Genomic DNA, 18,396 nt, shown 5'->3' on the forward strand with positions numbered 1-18,396 from the left:
AAAAACATTACAATTATTTCAAAAATATTTTTATTTGGAATAAAAGGTCTCTATATATCAAATGAATATTTAAAAGTAATTTAAATCTTGAATGAAACTGTTTAATAAAGTTTATACTAATCATTGAAAATTCCGCTTTATTGCATTTCTAAATGTGTAGTGGTAAGATTACAAATACAGTGTTAAAAAGGGTACAGCTTGTCTACCAGATGGTGACAATGCCCTTTTATTAACTTTTTGGACGTGAACCCTGAGGGCATTACTTCCGTTATTTCACGGAAAATGTCCTTTTTTTAAGCAGAATTCAACTTAAATAAGCTTGGATTATAACCCGGGCTGATTTAAGTAAGCCTCCAGCGGATGCCACGATTTTTCAAAGGAACTTTTCGAGCATAGGATCAAAGACTAAGAACGCCACTTCCTGTGGCAACGTCTTTGTGACCTACCTCGTGTGGGCCTAAAAAATCGGGCGCAAATACGCCAAGGCGCATTTGATTTCTGATCTACTATAAATACTAGGCAGAAGCCTACCTACGGCGCATACATCATGTGTAGGTTATGCGATCATGATGCAAACTTTTGTATCCAGCTTAATATCGTATTTATTTGAGGCGAAAGCCCAGTGTCTATAAAGATTTCCCGTCTAAAAGTCAATTTTGTCATTGTACAAATAGATTAACAAAAGGAGTATGAAAAAATTGGCAGCATTTAACGAACTAGGGATTAGTCAGGATTTAATGAAATCGATAAGTAAAATGGGGTTTGAAGAAGCAACTCCCATTCAATCACAAACGATTCCATTAGCACTCGAAGGGAATGACGTTATTGGTCAAGCCCAAACAGGAACAGGAAAAACAGCAGCATTTGGAATTCCGCTTATTGAAAATGTCGATGTAAAAGACGACAATATTCAAGGAATTGTCATTGCGCCAACTCGTGAACTTGCGATTCAAGTATCAGAAGAACTTTATAAAATTGGTCACTTTAACCGTGTCCGAATTTTACCAATCTATGGTGGACAGGACATCTCTCGTCAAATCCGCTCATTGAAAAAACACCCACATATCATTGTTGGAACGCCAGGTCGTGTCATTGACCACATCAATAGAAAAACATTGAAGCTACAAAACGTAAAAACTGTTGTACTTGATGAAGCAGATGAAATGTTAAACATGGGCTTTATTGAGGATATTGAGGCGATCCTAAAAGGAGTTCCTGAAGAACGTCAAACATTACTTTTCTCTGCAACAATGCCAGGTCCGATTCAACGCATTGCTGAGCGTTTCATGAAAGACCCGAAAATTGTAAAAGTAAAAACAAAAGAAATGACTGTACCGAATATTCAACAGTACTATCTAGAAGTACAAGAAAAGAAAAAGTTTGATGTGTTAACTCGTTTATTAGACATACAATCACCAGAGTTAGCGATAATATTTGGTCGTACAAAGCGTCGTGTTGATGAGTTGTCAGAAGCGTTGACTTTAAGAGGCTATGCGGCTGAAGGTATTCATGGTGACCTTAGTCAGGCAAAGCGTATATCTGTTTTACGTAAATTCAAAGAAGGTTCTATTGAGGTCTTAGTTGCAACAGATGTTGCGGCACGTGGTTTAGATATTTCTGGAGTAACACATGTTTACAACTTCGATATCCCACAAGACCCTGAAAGCTATGTACACCGAATTGGACGTACTGGTCGTGCAGGAAAAACAGGTATGGCGATGACATTTGTTACACCTCGTGAGATTGGCCAACTTAAAAATGTAGAAAATACGACAAAACGTAAAATGGACAAAATGAAGCCACCAACATTAGATGAGGCTTTAGAAGGTCAACAAAAGATCACAATGGAAAAAATCACATCAATGATTGAGTCCAATAACTTATCTTACTATACACGTATTGCAGAGGAATTATTGGAAGAGCATGATTCAGTTTCTGTTGTAGCGGCTGCAATTAAGTTAATGACGAAAGAGCCAGACGCTACACCAATTAAGCTAACTGAAGAGGCACCTATGCGTGTGAAGAGAGACAATAGAGATAATAACCGTGGAGGCGGACGTGACCGTGGGCGCTACAAGGGTGGCAATCGTGATCGCGGACGTGGTAATGGTGGACGCCAAGGTTCAGGTGGAAATCGTTATTCTTCAAGTGGTAGCAATCGCCGCGGTAATTTCCGTAAAAACGAAGAATAATAACAAAAACAGTGCACACAAGTGCACTGTTTTTTGTTATATAACTTTTCTACAAAATCATTTATAATAATAGGATTGATATGAAAAATATTCCAACAGTAGAAGGGGTGGTTGGATTATGAGGGACTTACCAAAAAATCGCATAAGTGAGCGGGCTTTAACGGTGTGGAAAACGGCTGCCATTATTTCATCCATGATTGGTTGGCTAATTACAATCGCTGTATTAGTTCTTACTATTATTTTTGATTGGGCGTTTTGGGCATTTATAATATTGATTATTCTAACCGTGTTAGAATCCATTTTTTCTATATTTATTTTTCCGAAATTAAAGTGGAAACGCTGGAGATATGAAGTTCATGAACATGAAATCGACCTTCAACGAGGTGTTCTAATTGTTAAACGAACCATTATCCCGATGAACCGTGTCCAGCACGTTGATACACAACAAGGACCGTTGCTTCGGAAACACGATTTGGCAACTGTGACAATTTCGACCGCGGCAACTGTTCATGAAATACCAGCACTTGATTTAGAAGAAGCAGATCAACTGCGTGATTCAATTTCTAGGTTAGCGAGGGTGGATGAAGATGATGTTTGAACCACGTCGGATGCATCCAGTTGCGGGACTATTAAGCTTTTTGAAGCAATTAAAGGAGCTTTTACTACCGCTGCTTTTCTTCCTATTCTTTGGAACTGGAGACTCGGATTTGTTTGATCGGATCTTTTACATAGGAGCAGCTGTTGTTATTTTTTTGCTTTTAATTTTTGGTGTTTTACATTGGTACCGGTACACCTATCGTATTGAAGAGGGAGAATTACGAATTGAATACGGGGTGCTTATACGTAAAAAACGTTTCATCCCAATAGAGCGAATACAAACAATCGATGTTTCTGCTGGAATTATACAGCGTATTTTTGGATTGGTTAAGCTACAGGTGGAAACGGCAGGAGGGGGAATGCAGGCAGAGGCTGTCCTTACTGCAATCAAAGAGGAAGAGGCTAATCGATTGCGTGAGTTGTTATCTCGCTCTAAAAATCACCAAGAGGATGAAACAGAAACGCAACAAACAAAGACAACCTATCAAATTACAACAAAGGAACTACTTGTTCTCGCCTCAACCTCAGGGGGAATCGGAATTGTCATTTCCGGTGTATTAGCATTCTTAAGCCAATTTGCAGAATACTTACCGTTTGAAAAATTGTATCACACCATTGAAAAATATGTCAGTCTATCTGTTTTAATCTACATCATTGTTTTAGTTGCGACCTTCTTATTGATCGCATGGTTTGTTGGTATTTTAATTATGACATTACGTTATGCTAATTTTAGGGTTGAAAAACGAGACGATGAATTGTTTATTACAAGAGGCTTAATTGAAAAAAGGCAATCTACCATCCCACTAACGAGAATTCAAGCAATACGGATTGGTGAAAATCTAATCAGGCAGCCTTTAGGGTATTCGACTGTGTATATTGAGAGTGCTGGTGGCTCGCTCGATAAAGGGGAAGACTTTTCAACGGTGCTGTTCCCTTTGGTTAAAAAGTCAGCCATTAATCATTTATTACACCAATTTGTTCCAGATTATCAAGTACCAGAAATCAATAACCATGCACCAAAACACGCGAAGTGGAGATATATGATAAGAGGTGTTTTACCGATCATTCCTCTTATACCAACAATCATTGTTTTTTCTTACTATGTTAGCTTATGGGGTTATGTAGGTATGATCCTTTTCCCGATAGGTCTATTATTTGGATATAGTCGTTTTAAAGTTGCGGGATGGAAAATTGACGAAAATCAATTAACATTACAATATCGTTTTTTTAGTAAAGTAACGGTGCTCCAATATAAAAAACGGATTCAATCGTTGGACTTGAAGCAGTCTTACTTTCAAAGGAACAAAGAGCTTGGGACTGTTAAAACATTTATAAAATCGACCATGTCAGGCAAGGGATTTGAGGTTAAAGATTTACAGATTTCTGATTGTAGGGTGATTTGGGACTGGTACAAAGAACGTGGTCTAAAAATCAGTGAAGAGTAGAGAAAAAGAGCTAAAGCGAATCGCTTTAGCCCTTTTTTATAGGAAGATACCAAGCAGTACTAAGATAATGATAATAATCCAAAGAATATGTTTGGGTGTGAACTGTCTTGGTAGCCTCACCCGAGGTCGGTAAGAGGTACTTCTTGTCATAATAACTTGAGGCTGCCCTGAAGTTTTTGGTAAAACAATCGGAGCAACAATAGCACCAGCAATAAAGCCGAATATATGGGCGACAATATTCACATTTGAATTAATAAATGTCATGACTAAACCAATAATTAAAATGGTCATAATCAATTGTGAGTTCATTTGATTAATTAAGTCTTTACGGAACAGAACCATATACAAATAGATACCAAACAATCCAAAGATAGCCCCTGAAGATCCAACATGAGCAAATTCTAGTGGTTCAATGTAGAAGGTTGCTAGGTTTGCTGCCACCCCGGTAAGAAGATAGGCAACGATAAATTTGAATTTCCCTAACATGCTCTCTAGAGCAGGACCAAACAAAACAAGTGAAAAGGAATTAAACAACATATGGCCAAATCCACTATGTACAAAAATTGGTGATAGCAGTCGCCAATATTCTCCCTCGGCAATTAAGAAATTAAATCCAATCATGTGTTGCATCAGAGTCGTCCCAAACGGTAGTGAAAGAAATATCAATAACCAGAGAATGATATGAATCGCGATAATAATTGATATAATAGGATATAATCGTAAAAATTGGCGGAAATTTTCAGTTCGTATAAACATCTAGATTCTCCTTTTAACTTTATTGAGCCTTATCCCCCATATAATTGAGGGGTCATGCAATGTGAGTTTTCATTTTGGTATCCGCTGTTTCGTCTTTGATATTGTTTATTTATCGTACTATATTCTTCATAGAATGACGAATTCCTTGAACGGTTTGTACATCTTATGATTGAAAGTTTGTAGATAGAAGAAGGGATTTTTATATGATTATTGGAACAGGAATCGATATTGTTGAGCTTGATCGGATTAAAAAAATTTTACATAGACAAAAAAAGTTTGTAGATCGAATATTAACAGATGCGGAAAAAGAAAAGTTTCTTCAACTCTCAGAGACCCGCAAAGTAGAGTTTTTAGCGGGTCGATTTGCGGTAAAGGAAGCATACTCAAAAGCGGTTGGAACGGGAATTGGAGAAAGTTTGAGCTTTTTAGATATTGAGGTGTTATCGGATGAAAAAGGTAAGCCAGTCCTCACTAAACCTATAAGTCAAAAGGCTCATTTATCCATTACTCATAGTAAAGATTATGCAGTTGCACAAGTAATAATTGAAAGCTTGTCAAGCTAGTCTGCATATTACGCAACTTTGTCTCATATATTTTTAGTGCGGTAGGTGAGACAAGGTGTAAGAGTGTGATGGGCAGTGTTATTTTCACTTGGTTTACAGGCTTAGGCAGTGTAAACTGATGGTCGGTTGAAAAGAACGCGAAAGAAATGATGGGGTCCTAATAAGCACGGAATGATTCCTTTCGGTGTTCATCAAATTATACACTTTGTCTCAACCAAAAGGCGATAAGAGGCAAAGGGGTTGAAGGAGAAATGAAGAAAAAAGTATTTTTGTTGTTATTAGGGCTACTCATTGCCCTTGTACTCGCGGCATGTGGGGAAAAATCACAAGAAGATGTGGTTAGTTCGCTAGATGAAAAGGTTCAGAAGTTGACTGGCTATAAGGCAGATGCAAAAATGACACTTCAAACTGGTAATGACCCACAGGTATATGAAGTAGAAATTTGGCACAAAGAGCCCACTTTCTATCGCGTAAACCTAAAAAATGCTGAGAAAGACCAAAGTCAGATGATCTTGCGCAATGAAGAGGGTGTGTTTGTTTTAACGCCAGCACTTAATAAGAGCTTCCGTTTTCAAAGTGACTGGCCAGAAAACAGCAGCCAAGCATATCTCTTCGAATCCTTGGTACATGATGTGAAAGAGGACCCTGAAGCGAAATTCACAGCTACAAAGGATCAGTACATTTTTGAAACAAAAACAAATTACAAAAACAATAATATGCTGCCAAAGCAAGAAATTACTTTCAGTAAGAAGGACTTGGCGCCTGTATCTGTAAAGGTAATGGATCCAGATCGTAAAGTATTGTTGCTTGTTGAATTCTCTAAGGTAGAGTTTGATGCAAGCTTTGATAAATCCGCATTTGATGTAGAAAAGAATATGTCTTCAGCTACGTTGGATGAAATCCCAGTGATGGGTGAGGTTGATAAACAGCCACTAGAAGTTCTTTATCCTTCAGAGGAAGCACTTGCTGGTGTTGAATTAAAAGAGGAAAAGAAAATCGAAACAGAAAATGGTACTCGTGTCATTATGACATTTGGAGGAGAGAAAACCTTCACATTGATCCAAGAAAGAGCACGAGTAGCTGAAGTTGCTACCACCATTTCTCTAAGCGGTGAACCGGTTGACCTAGGATTTACAGTAGGAACATTAACGGATAAATCCATTTCTTGGACATATAATGGCGCAGAGTTCATGATTGCCTCAGATGACCTGACTCAAGAGGAATTAATCTCTGTTGCACGTACTGTACAAGGTAAATCTGTAAAATAAACATTGAACACAGGTCCGAAAAATCGGGCCTGTTTTTTGCGTTAGGTACTTGGGGCGTTTGATATTCAACTGAAGTAGGATATTTATCAGAGTTCGATTCAATCTTTCACCAATGTTTAAAAGCCTGTGCAATTCTTTACATATTTTCTTTTTTGCCTCATATGTTAAAATGGGTATACAAAATAATTAATATATACATGGACATAACTACGCTCAATCATCGAATTTATTTAGTGAGCAGTGATTTTCTAGCTTTATTTGAATTTATTAAGAAGGTGTATACCATGGACTCTACCCATTTTTATCGGGATACTTGGGTTGAAGTTGATTTAGATTGCATATTAGAAAACGTAAAGCGTATGAAAGACTTCTTACCAAAAGAAGTGCAGATTATGGCTGTTGTGAAGGCAAATGCCTATGGACATGGTGACGTTGAGGTCGCTAAAACGGCTCTTGAGGCAGGTGCTACCTATCTTGCAGTTGCTTTTATTGACGAAGCTATTTCCTTACGTCGCGGGGGAATTAATGAGCCTATTCTTGTGCTGGGAGCATCGCGTCCAACCGACGTGAAAATTGCTGCAGAAAACAATGTTTCACTGACTATCTACAGTAAAGACTGGCTTGATGAAGTAGTAGAAAACTACCAAGGCACTACTCCACTTTCTCTTCATTTAAAACTAGATACTGGAATGGGGCGTCTGGGCGTAAAGGAAAAAGAAGAGGTAGAAGCAATTTATAACACAATTGAACGAAATGCACGGCTTCAACTTGAAGGGGTATTTACTCATTTTGCAACAGCTGATGAAATAGTTACTTCCTATTTTGAACAGCAGTACCAAAACTTTGTGCGCATGCTTGAATGGATTCCAAAAAAGCCGAAGATGATTCATTGTGGCAATAGTGCAACCGGATTTAGATTTCCGGATAAAGTGTTTAATGTCGTTAGACTTGGAATTGGTATGTATGGAATGACACCCTCACTTGAGATAAAGGATGAACTTCCTTATCAACTTGAAGAGGCATTTTCATTTCATAGTAAGCTCGTCCACGTAAAACAACTTGTAAAAGGTGAAAAAGTTAGTTATGGAGCTACGTTTACTGCAGATGAAGATATGTGGGTCGGAACAGTTCCTGTCGGTTATGCAGATGGTTGGGTGAGAAAGCTTCAAGACACCTCAGTTTTAATTGAAGGGGAGTACTGTCAAATCATTGGACGTGTCTGCATGGACCAATTTATGGTCCGTCTTCCAAGAAAACTTTCTGTGGGTGCAAAGGTGACTTTGATTGGGAAACAAAAGGAGAATATCATTACTGTAGATGATGTAGCGAAGGCTCTTGAGACCATCAACTATGAAGTCACGTGTACAATAAGTTTTCGTGTTCCGCGTATTTTTTTAAGAAATAAGAGAATAATTGAAGTGAGAAATCCGTTATTAAGACATTGAGAGTAGATGGATTAGTACCTTTGTTGTACTAGTTGATCCAAATTCTTCTTTTATGCAAATAAAAAAAGAAGGTTTTGGAAATGCGGTAAAATATTTGCATAAAAACCAGTCGTTAATGCAGATAATAAATTGGAATTACTGGATTAAGCTTTGCATCTAATCATAATAATGGTATTATTAAGATTGGAGTAGAATATTGGTGGCAAGTTGGTGGAGGTGTATGTTTGTGTCTGAATCCAGCGCAACAACAGAAATTCTAGTACGATTACCACAAAATCTAATTAGTGAGTTGGATGGCCTAGTGAAACAAGAAAATGGTAACCGTAATGAACTGATTTATCAAGCTACAAAAATGTATCTACGTGAGAGAAAGAAGCGTCAAATTACAGAATCTATGAGACGCGGTTACATGGAAATGGCGAAAATCAACCTTACTATTGCATCGGAGGCTTTTTTAGCTGAATCTGAGGCTGACCACACCGTAGAACGCTTAGTTAGCGGGGGGTAATCATTTGATTGTAAAACGTGGCGACGTTTATTTTGCAGACCTCTCCCCTGTTGTTGGCTCAGAGCAAGGAGGCGTTCGTCCTGTTCTTGTCATCCAAAACGATATCGGGAATCGGTTTAGTCCCACAGTCATTGTCGCAGCCATAACTGCCCAAATTCAGAAGGCAAAGCTTCCAACACATGTTGAAATTGACGCGGAGCGATATGGATTTGAACGAGACTCAGTTATTCTGTTAGAACAAATTCGTACAATCGATAAGCAGCGCTTAACCGATAAGATAACACATCTCGATGAAGAGATGATGGACAGAGTGGATGATGCCTTACAGATAAGTTTAGGACTCATCGATTTTTAATTATTCATTTATATGTGATACGCCGTTGAGAAGTTACCACTTGGTAGCTTCTTTTATTTTTTACGCCACAGGAAGTGGGTCACAAAGACGTTGGCACAGAATGTGGAGTTCTTAGTCTTTGATCCTATAAAAACCGGGAACAAAATATATTACAAAAGTGTTTTACTTGTGTAACAAACATTGAAAAGTGAAGGGAATCACACTATTTATATCGAAGTACATAATAAGCTATTATCTGAAAAAACCTTTCGTGAGTAAAAATCTAAAGAGAGCGGTGGAAAAGAATGAATAAGCAATCTACACAACCTAAAAGAGAAGAAGTAGAAAAGCTGGTACAGGATTTCCAAGCAACTGGCTCAAAGGAAAAAGAAAGGGAAATACTTGAGAAGTATGAAAGTATAATAAATTCAATTGCGTGGAAATATTCCAAAGGCAGGGCGTTTCACGAGGACATCGTACAAGTCGGAAGAATAGGCCTTCTAGGTGCAATCAGAAGATTTGACCCAACAATAGGGAAAAAATTTAACACCTATGCTATCCCTACCATTATTGGTGAAGTAAAGCATTTCTTGCGTGATAAGACCTGGAGCGTGCATGTTCCTAGACGAGTGAAAGAACTAGGAATAAAAGTAAAAAGGGCTGAAGACGAGCTAATAATCGTTTTACAAAGAAAACCTAAGATAGAAGAAATTGCGAGTCATATAAACGTAGATGAGAAGGACGTCTTAAGAGCAATGGAAATGGGACAAGCCTATCGTTCTCAATCAATAGATACACCTGCGGATCCAGATTCAGATGGCAAACCTATCCTAGAGATGGTTGGGGAAAAGGACTAGGCTTACGAAAGAACATTGCAACAAATAGATATAAAGAAAGCACTCCACGTCCTTTCCAAACGAGAAAAACGGATACTTTACTACACCTACATAAAAGAGAAAAGTCAGAGGGAAACCGGAAAACTTGTTGGTGTTTCACAGATGCATGTATCCCGTATACAGCGAAATGCCATTAAAAAGCTTCGACAAGAAGTACTGGGCTGAAGGTTTTTTGGTAAAATAGAATGGGTTAGAAGACGATGTAGAAGGAAAGTAGGAGGAAACAGTTTTGACACAGACATTGCAGAATAATGATGTGATGGTGAAAACCATCGCAAAAGAAATTGGTATCACGATAAAGCAAGTGCAAAGTGTAATCAACCTCTTAGATGAAGGAAATACAGTACCTTTTATTGCACGGTATCGAAAAGAATTAACGGGGTCATTAGACGAAGTACAAATTAAGGATGTACAGGAGAAATGGACGTATTTACAAAACCTAGAGACGAGAAAAGAAGAGGTGATCCGTCTTATCTCTGAACAAGGAAAGCTTACGGTTGAACTTCAAACAGATATTATGAAGTCAACCAAGCTTCAACAAGTCGAGGACTTATATAGACCATACAAGCAAAAGCGACGTACAAAAGCTACAGTTGCGAAAGAGAAGGGACTAGAGCCATTAGCAGAATGGCTATATACCTTCCCAATGAATGTCGATGTTACTCAATATGCATCCGGATTCGTTTCGGAGGAAAAGGAAGTTCACACAGCAGAAGATGCAATTCAGGGTGCAAAGGATATCATTGCAGAATGGATTTCAGATGACGCTGGATTCCGTCAATGGGTTCGTAACGAAACCTTCAAACTAGGCACAATCGAGACGGCAGTAAAGGATCAAGAAAAAGACGAAAAGAATGTTTATGAAATGTATTACGAGTATAAGGAACCTATAAGTAAGGTGGTTCCCCACCGTGTATTAGCCATGAACCGGGGTGAAAAAGAGGAAATCTTACGTGTGACGATTGAACCACCTCTAGACCGAATTTTAACCTTTTTACATAGGAAAATCGTCAAAAAGGAAAATTCACCTGTGACTCCTTTTATCAAGGAAACAATTGAAGACAGCTACAAACGTCTAATTCAGCCTTCAATCGAAAGGGAAATTCGAAAAGAGCTAACGGAGAAAGCGGAAGATAGAGCGATTCATATCTTTTCGGAAAACCTCCGAAACTTACTCTTGCAGCCGCCACTCAAAGGAAAGATTGTACTTGGAGTTGACCCAGCCTACCGTACGGGTTGTAAATTGGCGGTTGTAGATGAAACAGGAAAGGTACTAAAAATTGACGTTATCTATCCGCATCCTCCAGTTAACAAAAGAGAGGAAGCTGTTAAAAAGATTAAGTCTGTAATACAAGATTTTAAGGTCGAAATGGTGGCTATAGGGAACGGTACGGCTTCAAGGGAGACGGAACAGTTTGTTGCTGAAGTCTTAAAAGAAGTGAAGCAAGAAACTTTCTATATTATTGTAAATGAAGCGGGAGCAAGCGTATATTCAGCCTCTGATATTGCGCGTGAAGAGTTCCCTGATTTTCAAGTAGAAGAAAGAAGTGCGGTTTCAATTGCGAGAAGACTTCAAGATCCACTGGCGGAATTAGTGAAAATTGATCCAAAGTCAGTGGGAGTGGGGCAATATCAGCATGATGTGTCACAGAAAAAGTTAAATGACCAGCTAACATTTGTTGTCGAAACGGTTGTTAATAAAGTGGGGGTCAATGTTAATACGGCATCATCATCCTTGCTACAATATGTAGCAGGCCTCTCGAAAGCTGTAGCTAACAATATTGTGAAAAAACGAGAGGAAGAAGGTAAATTTAAGAATAGAAGCGAGCTAAAGAAGATTCCTAGACTAGGGGCGAAAACGTATGAGCAATGTATTGGGTTCCTTCGCATTGTAGACGGTGACGAACCACTAGATCGTACTGGAATCCATCCTGAAAATTATAAAGAGGTTAAGCAACTACTTGCTAAGTTCGGTTTAACGAGTAACGAACTTGGAACTGAGAAGCTAAAGGAAGCAATCTCTTCAGTTGTAACAGAAGAAGTTGCGGAGGAATTGGGCATAGGTGAAATAACCATTCACGATATAACTCAAAGTTTGGTCAGTCCAGAACGAGACCCGCGTGATGAACTAGCAAAACCATTACTTAAGAAAGACATTCTTAAACTCGAAGACCTTGCTAAAGGAATGGAGCTAGAAGGTACTGTTCGAAATGTTGTTGATTTCGGAGCCTTTGTAGATATTGGAGTCAAGCAAGATGGATTAGTCCATATCTCAAAATTGAGTAATAACTTTGTCAAACATCCTCTAGATGTAGTGTCTGTTGGTGATGTTGTAACTGTCTGGATTGACGACGTTGATGTAAAGAAAGGGAGAGTTGCGTTAACAATGCTACCTCCACAATAATAGACAGAGCTTTAACTAAGTAAAAACACTGCTTACGAGCAGTGTTTTTTTCTATAAAAATACCAACATTGATTTAATAATTTTATTTGATATCTATTTTTCTCATAGTAGGCACGTTTCATTTGGTTTTGAAGCCAAGTTGGCATGTTGTAAACCTCCTCGTCATTAATGTTATGTCTTTGTAAAAGCAGAAAGAATGATACTATAATGTAAAGTAACAAAACTATAGGTTAGAGTATATATAGTGTATGCAATTACAGTACGTCCTGTTCGAAAAGGATTGAAAGGAAGAAAAAATTGTGGAGCAGTTTGAACTACAGAAGATAGTAGAAGAGGTATCTTTAGAGTATTTTAATAAGCCATTTCGTCACAAGGCTACTTTTAACAATCGCTTACGAACTACGGGTGGAAGATATCTCCTCAGATCTCATAACATCGAACTTAATCCTAAATATTATCAAGAACGTGGAATAGATGAGTTAGTCGGAATCATAAAACATGAACTATGTCATTACCATTTACACCTTGAAGGAAGGGGGTATCAGCATCGGGACCGTGACTTTCGTGAACTTTTGAAGGAAGTTGATGCTCCTCGATTTTGCAAACCGTTGGACTCAGTCAAGAAAAGAAGGATAACTAAACAATATTTGTATACGTGTAAGAGTTGCGGGTTAGGCTATGTAAGGAAAAGAAGAGTCGACACTAATCGCTATGTTTGTGGTAAATGTTCTGGGAAATTAGTGGAGGTAAAATAAATGTTGACTCGTCGTTTCATATGTGCTAAATTATAAAAGTCGCCACAAAAATGGCAAACAGATATAAAAAAGATGCTCTTGACAACAAGAGAGACTGTTTTTATAATAAGAAATGTCGTTAAACTATTCCGCAGTAGCTCAGTGGTAGAGCTATCGGCTGTTAACCGATCGGTCGTAGGTTCGAATCCTACCTGCGGAGCCAATGGGGAAGTACTCAAGTGGCTGAAGAGGCGCCCCTGCTAAGGGTGTAGGTCGCGTAAGCGGCGCGAGGGTTCAAATCCCTCCTTCTCCGCCAGAATTTAATGGCCCGTTGGTCAAGCGGTTAAGACACCGCCCTTTCACGGCGGTAACACGGGTTCGAATCCCGTACGGGTCATACGATAATGGGATGTAGGAACATCTGGTTCTTACCTCCCATTTCTATCTCTAATAATGGAGGATTAGCTCAGCTGGGAGAGCACCTGCCTTACAAGCAGGGGGTCGGCGGTTCGATCCCGTCATCCTCCACCATGAATAATATAATCGTATATTAAATTGAATGTTACGGATAATAACCAGGGATGCCGCAGGTATTACCTTAACGATATCTTTCACAGACGTTGTTGCTATGCTACTCTTTAGTTCTTCGTATTGTCGATGATATTCCGTAAATTTTCTTACTGAAATTTTCCACTATATCCTATTATAGAGTAATTCTTGTAGCATATTCGAGGAAGTTTCACATGAAGTAAAATCAATGGGCTATAGCCAAGCGGTAAGGCAACGGACTTTGACTCCGTCATTCGTAGGTTCGAATCCTGCTAGCCCAGCCATTTTAGAGCCATTAGCTCAGTTGGTAGAGCATCTGACTTTTAATCAGAGGGTCGAAGGTTCGAATCCTTCATGGCTCACCATTTAAATTAAATACGCGGGTGTGGCGGAATTGGCAGACGCGCTAGACTTAGGATCTAGTGTCTTTGACGTGGGGGTTCGAGTCCCTTCACCCGCATTGTGTTTAATCTATTTGCGGTCGTGGCGGAATGGCAGACGCGCTAGGTTGAGGGCCTAGTGGGAGTTGATCCCGTGGAAGTTCGAGTCTTCTCGACCGCACCAAAAAAACTTTTAAAAAATGCTTGCGTTCGATTTTAAAAGGTGTTATTATAGAAAAGTCGCTGATTTCGAATCACTTATAATATGCGCCCGTAGCTCAATTGGATAGAGCGTCTGACTACGGATCAGAAGGTTATGGGTTCGACTCCTTTCGGGCGCGCCATATTTTATCGGGAAGTAGCTCAGCTTGGTAGAGCACTTGGTTTGGGACCAAGGGGTCGCAGGTTCGAATCCTGTCTTCCCGACCAGACGAAATTTTAAATACGCGGGTGTAGTTTAATGGTAAAACCTCAGCCTTCCAAGCTGATGTCGTGGGTTCGATTCCCATCACCCGCTCCAAATTAGTTCTTTGAAAACTAAACATAATACAAGCGTCAACGTTTTAATTTTGGTAACAAACTATTGAGCAATCAATACTCTTATTGGAGAGTTTGATCCTGGCTCAGGATGAACGCTGGCGGCGTGCCTAATACATGCAAGTCGAGCGAACTTTTGGGAGCTTGCTCCCAAAAGTTAGCGGCGGACGGGTGAGTAACACGTGGGTAACCTGCCTGTAAGACTGGGATAACTTCGGGAAACCGGAGCTAATACCGGATAACATCGAAGACCACATGGTCTTCAATTAAAAGGTGGCTTTTAGCTACCACTTACAGATGGACCCGCGGCGCATTAGCTAGTTGGTGAGGTAACGGCTCACCAAGGCGACGATGCGTAGCCGACCTGAGAGGGTGATCGGCCACACTGGGACTGAGACACGGCCCAGACTCCTACGGGAGGCAGCAGTAGGGAATCTTCCGCAATGGACGAAAGTCTGACGGAGCAACGCCGCGTGAGCGAAGAAGGCCTTCGGGTCGTAAAGCTCTGTTGTTAGGGAAGAACAAGTATCGTTCGAATAGGGCGGTACCTTGACGGTACCTAACCAGAAAGCCACGGCTAACTACGTGCCAGCAGCCGCGGTAATACGTAGGTGGCAAGCGTTATCCGGAATTATTGGGCGTAAAGCGCGCGCAGGCGGTCCTTTAAGTCTGATGTGAAAGCCCACGGCTCAACCGTGGAGGGTCATTGGAAACTGGGGGACTTGAGTGCAGAAGAGGAGAGCGGAATTCCACGTGTAGCGGTGAAATGCGTAGAGATGTGGAGGAACACCAGTGGCGAAGGCGGCTCTCTGGTCTGTAACTGACGCTGAGGCGCGAAAGCGTGGGGAGCGAACAGGATTAGATACCCTGGTAGTCCACGCCGTAAACGATGAGTGCTAAGTGTTAGAGGGTTTCCGCCCTTTAGTGCTGCAGCAAACGCATTAAGCACTCCGCCTGGGGAGTACGGTCGCAAGACTGAAACTCAAAGGAATTGACGGGGGCCCGCACAAGCGGTGGAGCATGTGGTTTAATTCGAAGCAACGCGAAGAACCTTACCAGGTCTTGACATCCTTATGCCATCCCTAGAGATAGGGCTTTCCCTTCGGGGACATAAGTGACAGGTGGTGCATGGTTGTCGTCAGCTCGTGTCGTGAGATGTTGGGTTAAGTCCCGCAACGAGCGCAACCCTTGATCTTAGTTGCCAGCATTTAGTTGGGCACTCTAAGGTGACTGCCGGTGACAAACCGGAGGAAGGTGGGGATGACGTCAAATCATCATGCCCCTTATGACCTGGGCTACACACGTGCTACAATGGATGGTACAAAGGGCAGCGAAACCGCGAGGTTAAGCGAATCCCATAAAACCATTCTCAGTTCGGATTGCAGGCTGCAACTCGCCTGCATGAAGCCGGAATCGCTAGTAATCGCGGATCAGCATGCCGCGGTGAATACGTTCCCGGGCCTTGTACACACCGCCCGTCACACCACGAGAGTTTGTAACACCCGAAGTCGGTGGGGTAACCGCAAGGAGCCAGCCGCCTAAGGTGGGACAGATGATTGGGGTGAAGTCGTAACAAGGTAGCCGTATCGGAAGGTGCGGCTGGATCACCTCCTTTCTAAGGAAACTGAAGTTCTACGAACTTCATAAAAAGACGCTTTGTATTGTGGTCAGTTTTGAGAGTGCTTTTTCTCTCAAAGTCGTTCCTTGAAAACTAGATAACGTAACAAAACATTCATTGAAGTAGTAAAAGTTCTTTTAACAACTTTAGGCGCACGAGAAGCAAGGAGTTCGAGGAACCGAGTGAGGAAGCACCGGAGCGTACTTAAGGTACGTGAGGATGCTGACGAATGAGGTGACGAAGAAATCCGCCGCTTATCGAAGCCGAACAGGTTAAGTTAATAAGGGCGCACGGTGGATGCCTTGGCACTAGGAGCCGATGAAGGACGGTACTAACACCGATATGCTTCGGGGAGCTGTAAGTAAGCATTGATCCGAAGATTTCCGAATGGGGAAACCCACTGCTCGTAATGGGGCAGTATCCTTACCTGAATACATAGGGTAAGAGAAGGTAGACCCGGGGAACTGAAACATCTTAGTACCCGGAGGAAGAGAAAGCAAACGCGATTTCCTGAGTAGCGGCGAGCGAAACGGAAGATAGCCCAAACCAAGAGGCTTGCCTCTTGGGGTTGTAGGACACTCTATACGGAGTTACAAAGGAACGGAGTAGACGAAGCGACCTGGAAAGGTCCGTCAGAGAAGGTAACAACCCTGTAGTCGAAACTTCGTTCTCTCTTGAGTGGATCCTGAGTACGGCGGGACACGTGAAATCCCGTCGGAAGCTGGGAGGACCATCTCCCAAGGCTAAATACTCCCTAGTGACCGATAGTGAACCAGTACCGTGAGGGAAAGGTGAAAAGCACCCCGGAAGGGGAGTGAAAGAGAACCTGAAACCGTGTGCCTACAAGTAGTCAAAGCACATTTATGTGTGATGGCGTGCCTTTTGTAGAATGAACCGGCGAGTTACGATCCCGTGCAAGGTTAAGTTGAAGAGACGGAGCCGCAGCGAAAGCGAGTCTGAATAGGGCGAAATAGTACGTGGTCGTAGACCCGAAACCAGGTGATCTACCCATGTCCAGGGTGAAGTTCAGGTAACACTGAATGGAGGCCCGAACCCACGCACGTTGAAAAGTGCGGGGATGAGGTGTGGGTAGCGGAGAAATTCCAATCGAACCTGGAGATAGCTGGTTCTCTCCGAAATAGCTTTAGGGCTAGCCTCGAGTTAGAGTCTTGGAGGTAGAGCACTGATTGGACTAGGGGCCCTCATCGGGTTACCGAATTCAGTCAAACTCCGAATGCCAAAGACTTGATTCTCGGGAGTCAGACTGCGAGTGATAAGATCCGTAGTCAAGAGGGAAACAGCCCAGACCACCAGCTAAGGTCCCAAAGTATACGTTAAGTGGAAAAGGATGTGGAGTTGCTTAGACAACCAGGATGTTGGCTTAGAAGCAGCCACCATTTAAAGAGTGCGTAATAGCTCACTGGTCGAGTGACTCTGCGCCGAAAATGTACCGGGGCTAAACGTATCACCGAAGCTGTGGATTGTTCTTACGAACAATGGTAGGAGAGCGTTCTAAGTGCAGCGAAGTCAGACCGTAAGGACTGGTGGAGCGCTTAGAAGTGAGAATGCCGGTATGAGTAGCGAAAGAGGGGTGAGAATCCCCTCCACCGAATGCCTAAGGTTTCCTGAGGAAGGCTCGTCCGCTCAGGGTTAGTCGGGACCTAAGCCGAGGCTGAAAAGCGTAGGCGATGGACAACAGGTTGATATTCCTGTACCACCTCTTTACCGTTTGAGCAATGGAGGGACGCAGGAGGATAGGGTAAGCGCGCTGTTGGATATGCGCGTCCAAGCAGTTAGACTGGTAAGTAGGCAAATCCGCTTACCATAAGGTTGAGCTGTGATGGCGAGGGAAATATAGTACCGAAGTTCCTGATTCCACACTGCCAAGAAAAGCTTCTAGCGAGGTAAATGGTGCCCGTACCGCAAACCGACACAGGTAGGCGAGGAGAGAATCCTAAGGTGATCGAGAGAACTCTCGTTAAGGAACTCGGCAAAATGACCCCGTAACTTCGGGAGAAGGGGTGCTTTTTAGGGTGAATAGCCCTGAAAAGCCGCAGTGAATAGGCCCAGGCGACTGTTTAGCAAAAACACAGGTCTCTGCGAAGCCGCAAGGCGAAGTATAGGGGCTGACACCTGCCCGGTGCTGGAAGGTTAAGAGGAGGGGTTAGCG

Annotated in this window: 12 protein-coding genes, 11 tRNA genes, 1 rRNA gene, 1 pseudogene and 4 other annotated features (1 of these 29 cut by a window edge); of the genes and pseudogenes, 23 read left to right on the plus strand and 2 right to left on the minus strand. The window is 41.6% G+C overall.

The features are described 5' to 3' along the window. Positions 1–698 precede the first annotated feature (698 nt). From cshA to CZ490_RS19010, 3 genes are all read left to right on the plus strand, one after another. A complete protein-coding gene (gene cshA, locus CZ490_RS19000; RefSeq protein ID WP_142255403.1) occupies positions 699–2,192 on the plus strand; it encodes a degradosome RNA helicase CshA in 1,494 nt (497 codons plus the stop codon). A 118-nt stretch (positions 2,193–2,310) separates the two neighbouring features. After that, the gene (locus CZ490_RS19005) at positions 2,311–2,790 is read left to right on the plus strand and encodes a PH domain-containing protein (RefSeq protein WP_077620337.1); all 480 of its coding nucleotides are present in this window, start codon (positions 2,311–2,313) and stop codon (positions 2,788–2,790) included. Next, the gene (locus CZ490_RS19010) at positions 2,780–4,234 is read left to right on the plus strand and encodes a PH domain-containing protein (RefSeq protein WP_159439988.1); all 1,455 of its coding nucleotides are present in this window, start codon (positions 2,780–2,782) and stop codon (positions 4,232–4,234) included. The genes CZ490_RS19005 and CZ490_RS19010 overlap by 11 nt, the downstream gene beginning before the upstream one ends. A 36-nt stretch (positions 4,235–4,270) precedes the next feature. Here the strand turns inward: CZ490_RS19010 and CZ490_RS19015 are convergent, their stop codons facing one another. Further along, positions 4,271–4,990, minus strand: coding sequence for a rhomboid family intramembrane serine protease (locus CZ490_RS19015; protein WP_077620339.1), 720 nt, complete (start codon positions 4,988–4,990; stop codon positions 4,271–4,273). Positions 4,991–5,193: 203 nt separating this feature from the next. On the opposite strand from CZ490_RS19015, the gene acpS reads away from it, so the two are divergent. From acpS to CZ490_RS19050, 7 genes and pseudogenes are all read left to right on the plus strand, one after another. After that, positions 5,194–5,553 (plus strand): holo-ACP synthase, encoded by a 360-nt coding sequence (gene acpS / locus CZ490_RS19020; protein ID WP_077620340.1) that lies wholly within the window; start codon positions 5,194–5,196, stop codon positions 5,551–5,553. Positions 5,554–5,804: 251 nt separating this feature from the next. After that, positions 5,805–6,821, plus strand: a complete 1,017-nt coding sequence (locus tag CZ490_RS19025) for a LolA family protein (protein WP_077620341.1) — start codon at positions 5,805–5,807, stop codon at positions 6,819–6,821. A 284-nt stretch (positions 6,822–7,105) separates the two neighbouring features. Continuing rightward, the gene (alr, locus tag CZ490_RS19030) at positions 7,106–8,266 is read left to right on the plus strand and encodes an alanine racemase (protein ID WP_077620342.1); all 1,161 of its coding nucleotides are present in this window, start codon (positions 7,106–7,108) and stop codon (positions 8,264–8,266) included. Between the two features lie 226 nt (positions 8,267–8,492). Next, positions 8,493–8,774 carry a CopG family ribbon-helix-helix protein gene (locus CZ490_RS19035; protein ID WP_010284645.1) on the plus strand — a complete coding sequence of 94 codons (282 nt, stop codon included), beginning with the start codon at positions 8,493–8,495 and terminating at the stop codon, positions 8,772–8,774. Positions 8,775–8,778: 4 nt separating this feature from the next. Next, positions 8,779–9,129 carry a type II toxin-antitoxin system endoribonuclease NdoA gene (gene ndoA, locus CZ490_RS19040; RefSeq protein WP_010284636.1) on the plus strand — a complete coding sequence of 117 codons (351 nt, stop codon included), beginning with the start codon at positions 8,779–8,781 and terminating at the stop codon, positions 9,127–9,129. A gap of 284 nt (positions 9,130–9,413) precedes the next feature. Beyond that, positions 9,414–10,169 (plus strand): annotated as a pseudogene (locus CZ490_RS19045) (SigB/SigF/SigG family RNA polymerase sigma factor). A gap of 64 nt (positions 10,170–10,233) precedes the next feature. After that, positions 10,234–12,408: a Tex family protein gene (locus CZ490_RS19050; RefSeq protein WP_327078414.1), complete on the plus strand. Its 2,175-nt coding sequence runs from the start codon at positions 10,234–10,236 to the stop codon at positions 12,406–12,408. A 32-nt stretch (positions 12,409–12,440) separates the two neighbouring features. On the opposite strand, the gene cmpA is transcribed toward CZ490_RS19050, so the two are convergent. Then, positions 12,441–12,554 carry a cortex morphogenetic protein CmpA gene (gene cmpA, locus CZ490_RS22185; protein ID WP_087947091.1) on the minus strand — a complete coding sequence of 38 codons (114 nt, stop codon included), beginning with the start codon at positions 12,552–12,554 and terminating at the stop codon, positions 12,441–12,443. 153 nt (positions 12,555–12,707) lie between these two features. Here cmpA and CZ490_RS19055 point away from each other — a divergent pair, with 153 nt between their 5' ends. The 13 genes from CZ490_RS19055 (at position 12,708) to CZ490_RS19115 (ending at position 16,223) form a co-directional block, all read left to right on the plus strand. Further along, on the plus strand, positions 12,708–13,163 hold the full coding sequence (locus CZ490_RS19055; RefSeq protein ID WP_077620343.1) for a SprT family protein: 456 nt from the start codon (positions 12,708–12,710) through the stop codon (positions 13,161–13,163). A 127-nt stretch (positions 13,164–13,290) separates the two neighbouring features. Then, a tRNA-Asn gene (locus CZ490_RS19060) sits at positions 13,291–13,365 on the plus strand. Between the two features lie 2 nt (positions 13,366–13,367). After that, positions 13,368–13,458: transfer RNA gene (locus CZ490_RS19065), tRNA-Ser, on the plus strand. A gap of 9 nt (positions 13,459–13,467) precedes the next feature. Next, positions 13,468–13,539 (plus strand) — tRNA-Glu (locus tag CZ490_RS19070). A gap of 58 nt (positions 13,540–13,597) precedes the next feature. Next, positions 13,598–13,673: transfer RNA gene (locus tag CZ490_RS19075), tRNA-Val, on the plus strand. Between the two features lie 227 nt (positions 13,674–13,900). Then, positions 13,901–13,975: transfer RNA gene (locus tag CZ490_RS19080), tRNA-Gln, on the plus strand. A 5-nt stretch (positions 13,976–13,980) separates the two neighbouring features. Next, positions 13,981–14,056 (plus strand) — tRNA-Lys (locus tag CZ490_RS19085). A gap of 14 nt (positions 14,057–14,070) precedes the next feature. Beyond that, positions 14,071–14,151 (plus strand) — tRNA-Leu (locus CZ490_RS19090). 17 nt (positions 14,152–14,168) lie between these two features. Continuing rightward, a tRNA-Leu gene (locus CZ490_RS19095) sits at positions 14,169–14,255 on the plus strand. An 83-nt stretch (positions 14,256–14,338) separates the two neighbouring features. Beyond that, positions 14,339–14,415 (plus strand) — tRNA-Arg (locus CZ490_RS19100). Between the two features lie 8 nt (positions 14,416–14,423). Beyond that, positions 14,424–14,500: transfer RNA gene (locus tag CZ490_RS19105), tRNA-Pro, on the plus strand. Positions 14,501–14,517: 17 nt separating this feature from the next. Next, a tRNA-Gly gene (locus CZ490_RS19110) sits at positions 14,518–14,591 on the plus strand. An 80-nt stretch (positions 14,592–14,671) separates the two neighbouring features. Continuing rightward, a 16S ribosomal RNA gene (locus tag CZ490_RS19115) occupies positions 14,672–16,223 on the plus strand. Positions 16,224–16,510: 287 nt separating this feature from the next. Further along, positions 16,511–17,068 (plus strand) — a sequence feature (23S ribosomal RNA rRNA prediction is too short). 7 nt (positions 17,069–17,075) lie between these two features. Then, positions 17,076–17,799 (plus strand) — a sequence feature (23S ribosomal RNA rRNA prediction is too short). Between the two features lie 13 nt (positions 17,800–17,812). Beyond that, positions 17,813–18,188, plus strand: a sequence feature (23S ribosomal RNA rRNA prediction is too short). A gap of 137 nt (positions 18,189–18,325) precedes the next feature. After that, positions 18,326–18,396, plus strand: a sequence feature (16S ribosomal RNA rRNA prediction is too short) (it continues 406 nt past the right edge of the window).

The organism is Litchfieldia sinesaloumensis (genome assembly GCF_900156865.1).
In the GTDB taxonomy this organism is placed as follows: domain Bacteria; phylum Bacillota; class Bacilli; order Bacillales; family Bacillaceae_L; genus Ferdinandcohnia; species Ferdinandcohnia sinesaloumensis.

Excerpts from the sequence above, each read along its gene's own strand:
- CZ490_RS19005 (WP_077620337.1), top strand. The coding sequence starts at position 2,311 with ATGAGGGACTTACCAAAAAATCGCATAAGTGAGCGGGCTTTAACGGTG.
- CZ490_RS19010 (WP_159439988.1), top strand. The coding sequence starts at position 2,780 with ATGATGTTTGAACCACGTCGGATGCATCCAGTTGCGGGACTATTAAGC.
- CZ490_RS19015 (WP_077620339.1), bottom strand. The coding sequence starts at position 4,990 with ATGTTTATACGAACTGAAAATTTCCGCCAATTTTTACGATTATATCCT.
- acpS (WP_077620340.1), top strand. The coding sequence starts at position 5,194 with ATGATTATTGGAACAGGAATCGATATTGTTGAGCTTGATCGGATTAAA.
- CZ490_RS19025 (WP_077620341.1), top strand. The coding sequence starts at position 5,805 with ATGAAGAAAAAAGTATTTTTGTTGTTATTAGGGCTACTCATTGCCCTT.
- alr (WP_077620342.1), top strand. The coding sequence starts at position 7,106 with ATGGACTCTACCCATTTTTATCGGGATACTTGGGTTGAAGTTGATTTA.
- cmpA (WP_087947091.1), bottom strand. The coding sequence starts at position 12,554 with ATGCCAACTTGGCTTCAAAACCAAATGAAACGTGCCTACTATGAGAAA.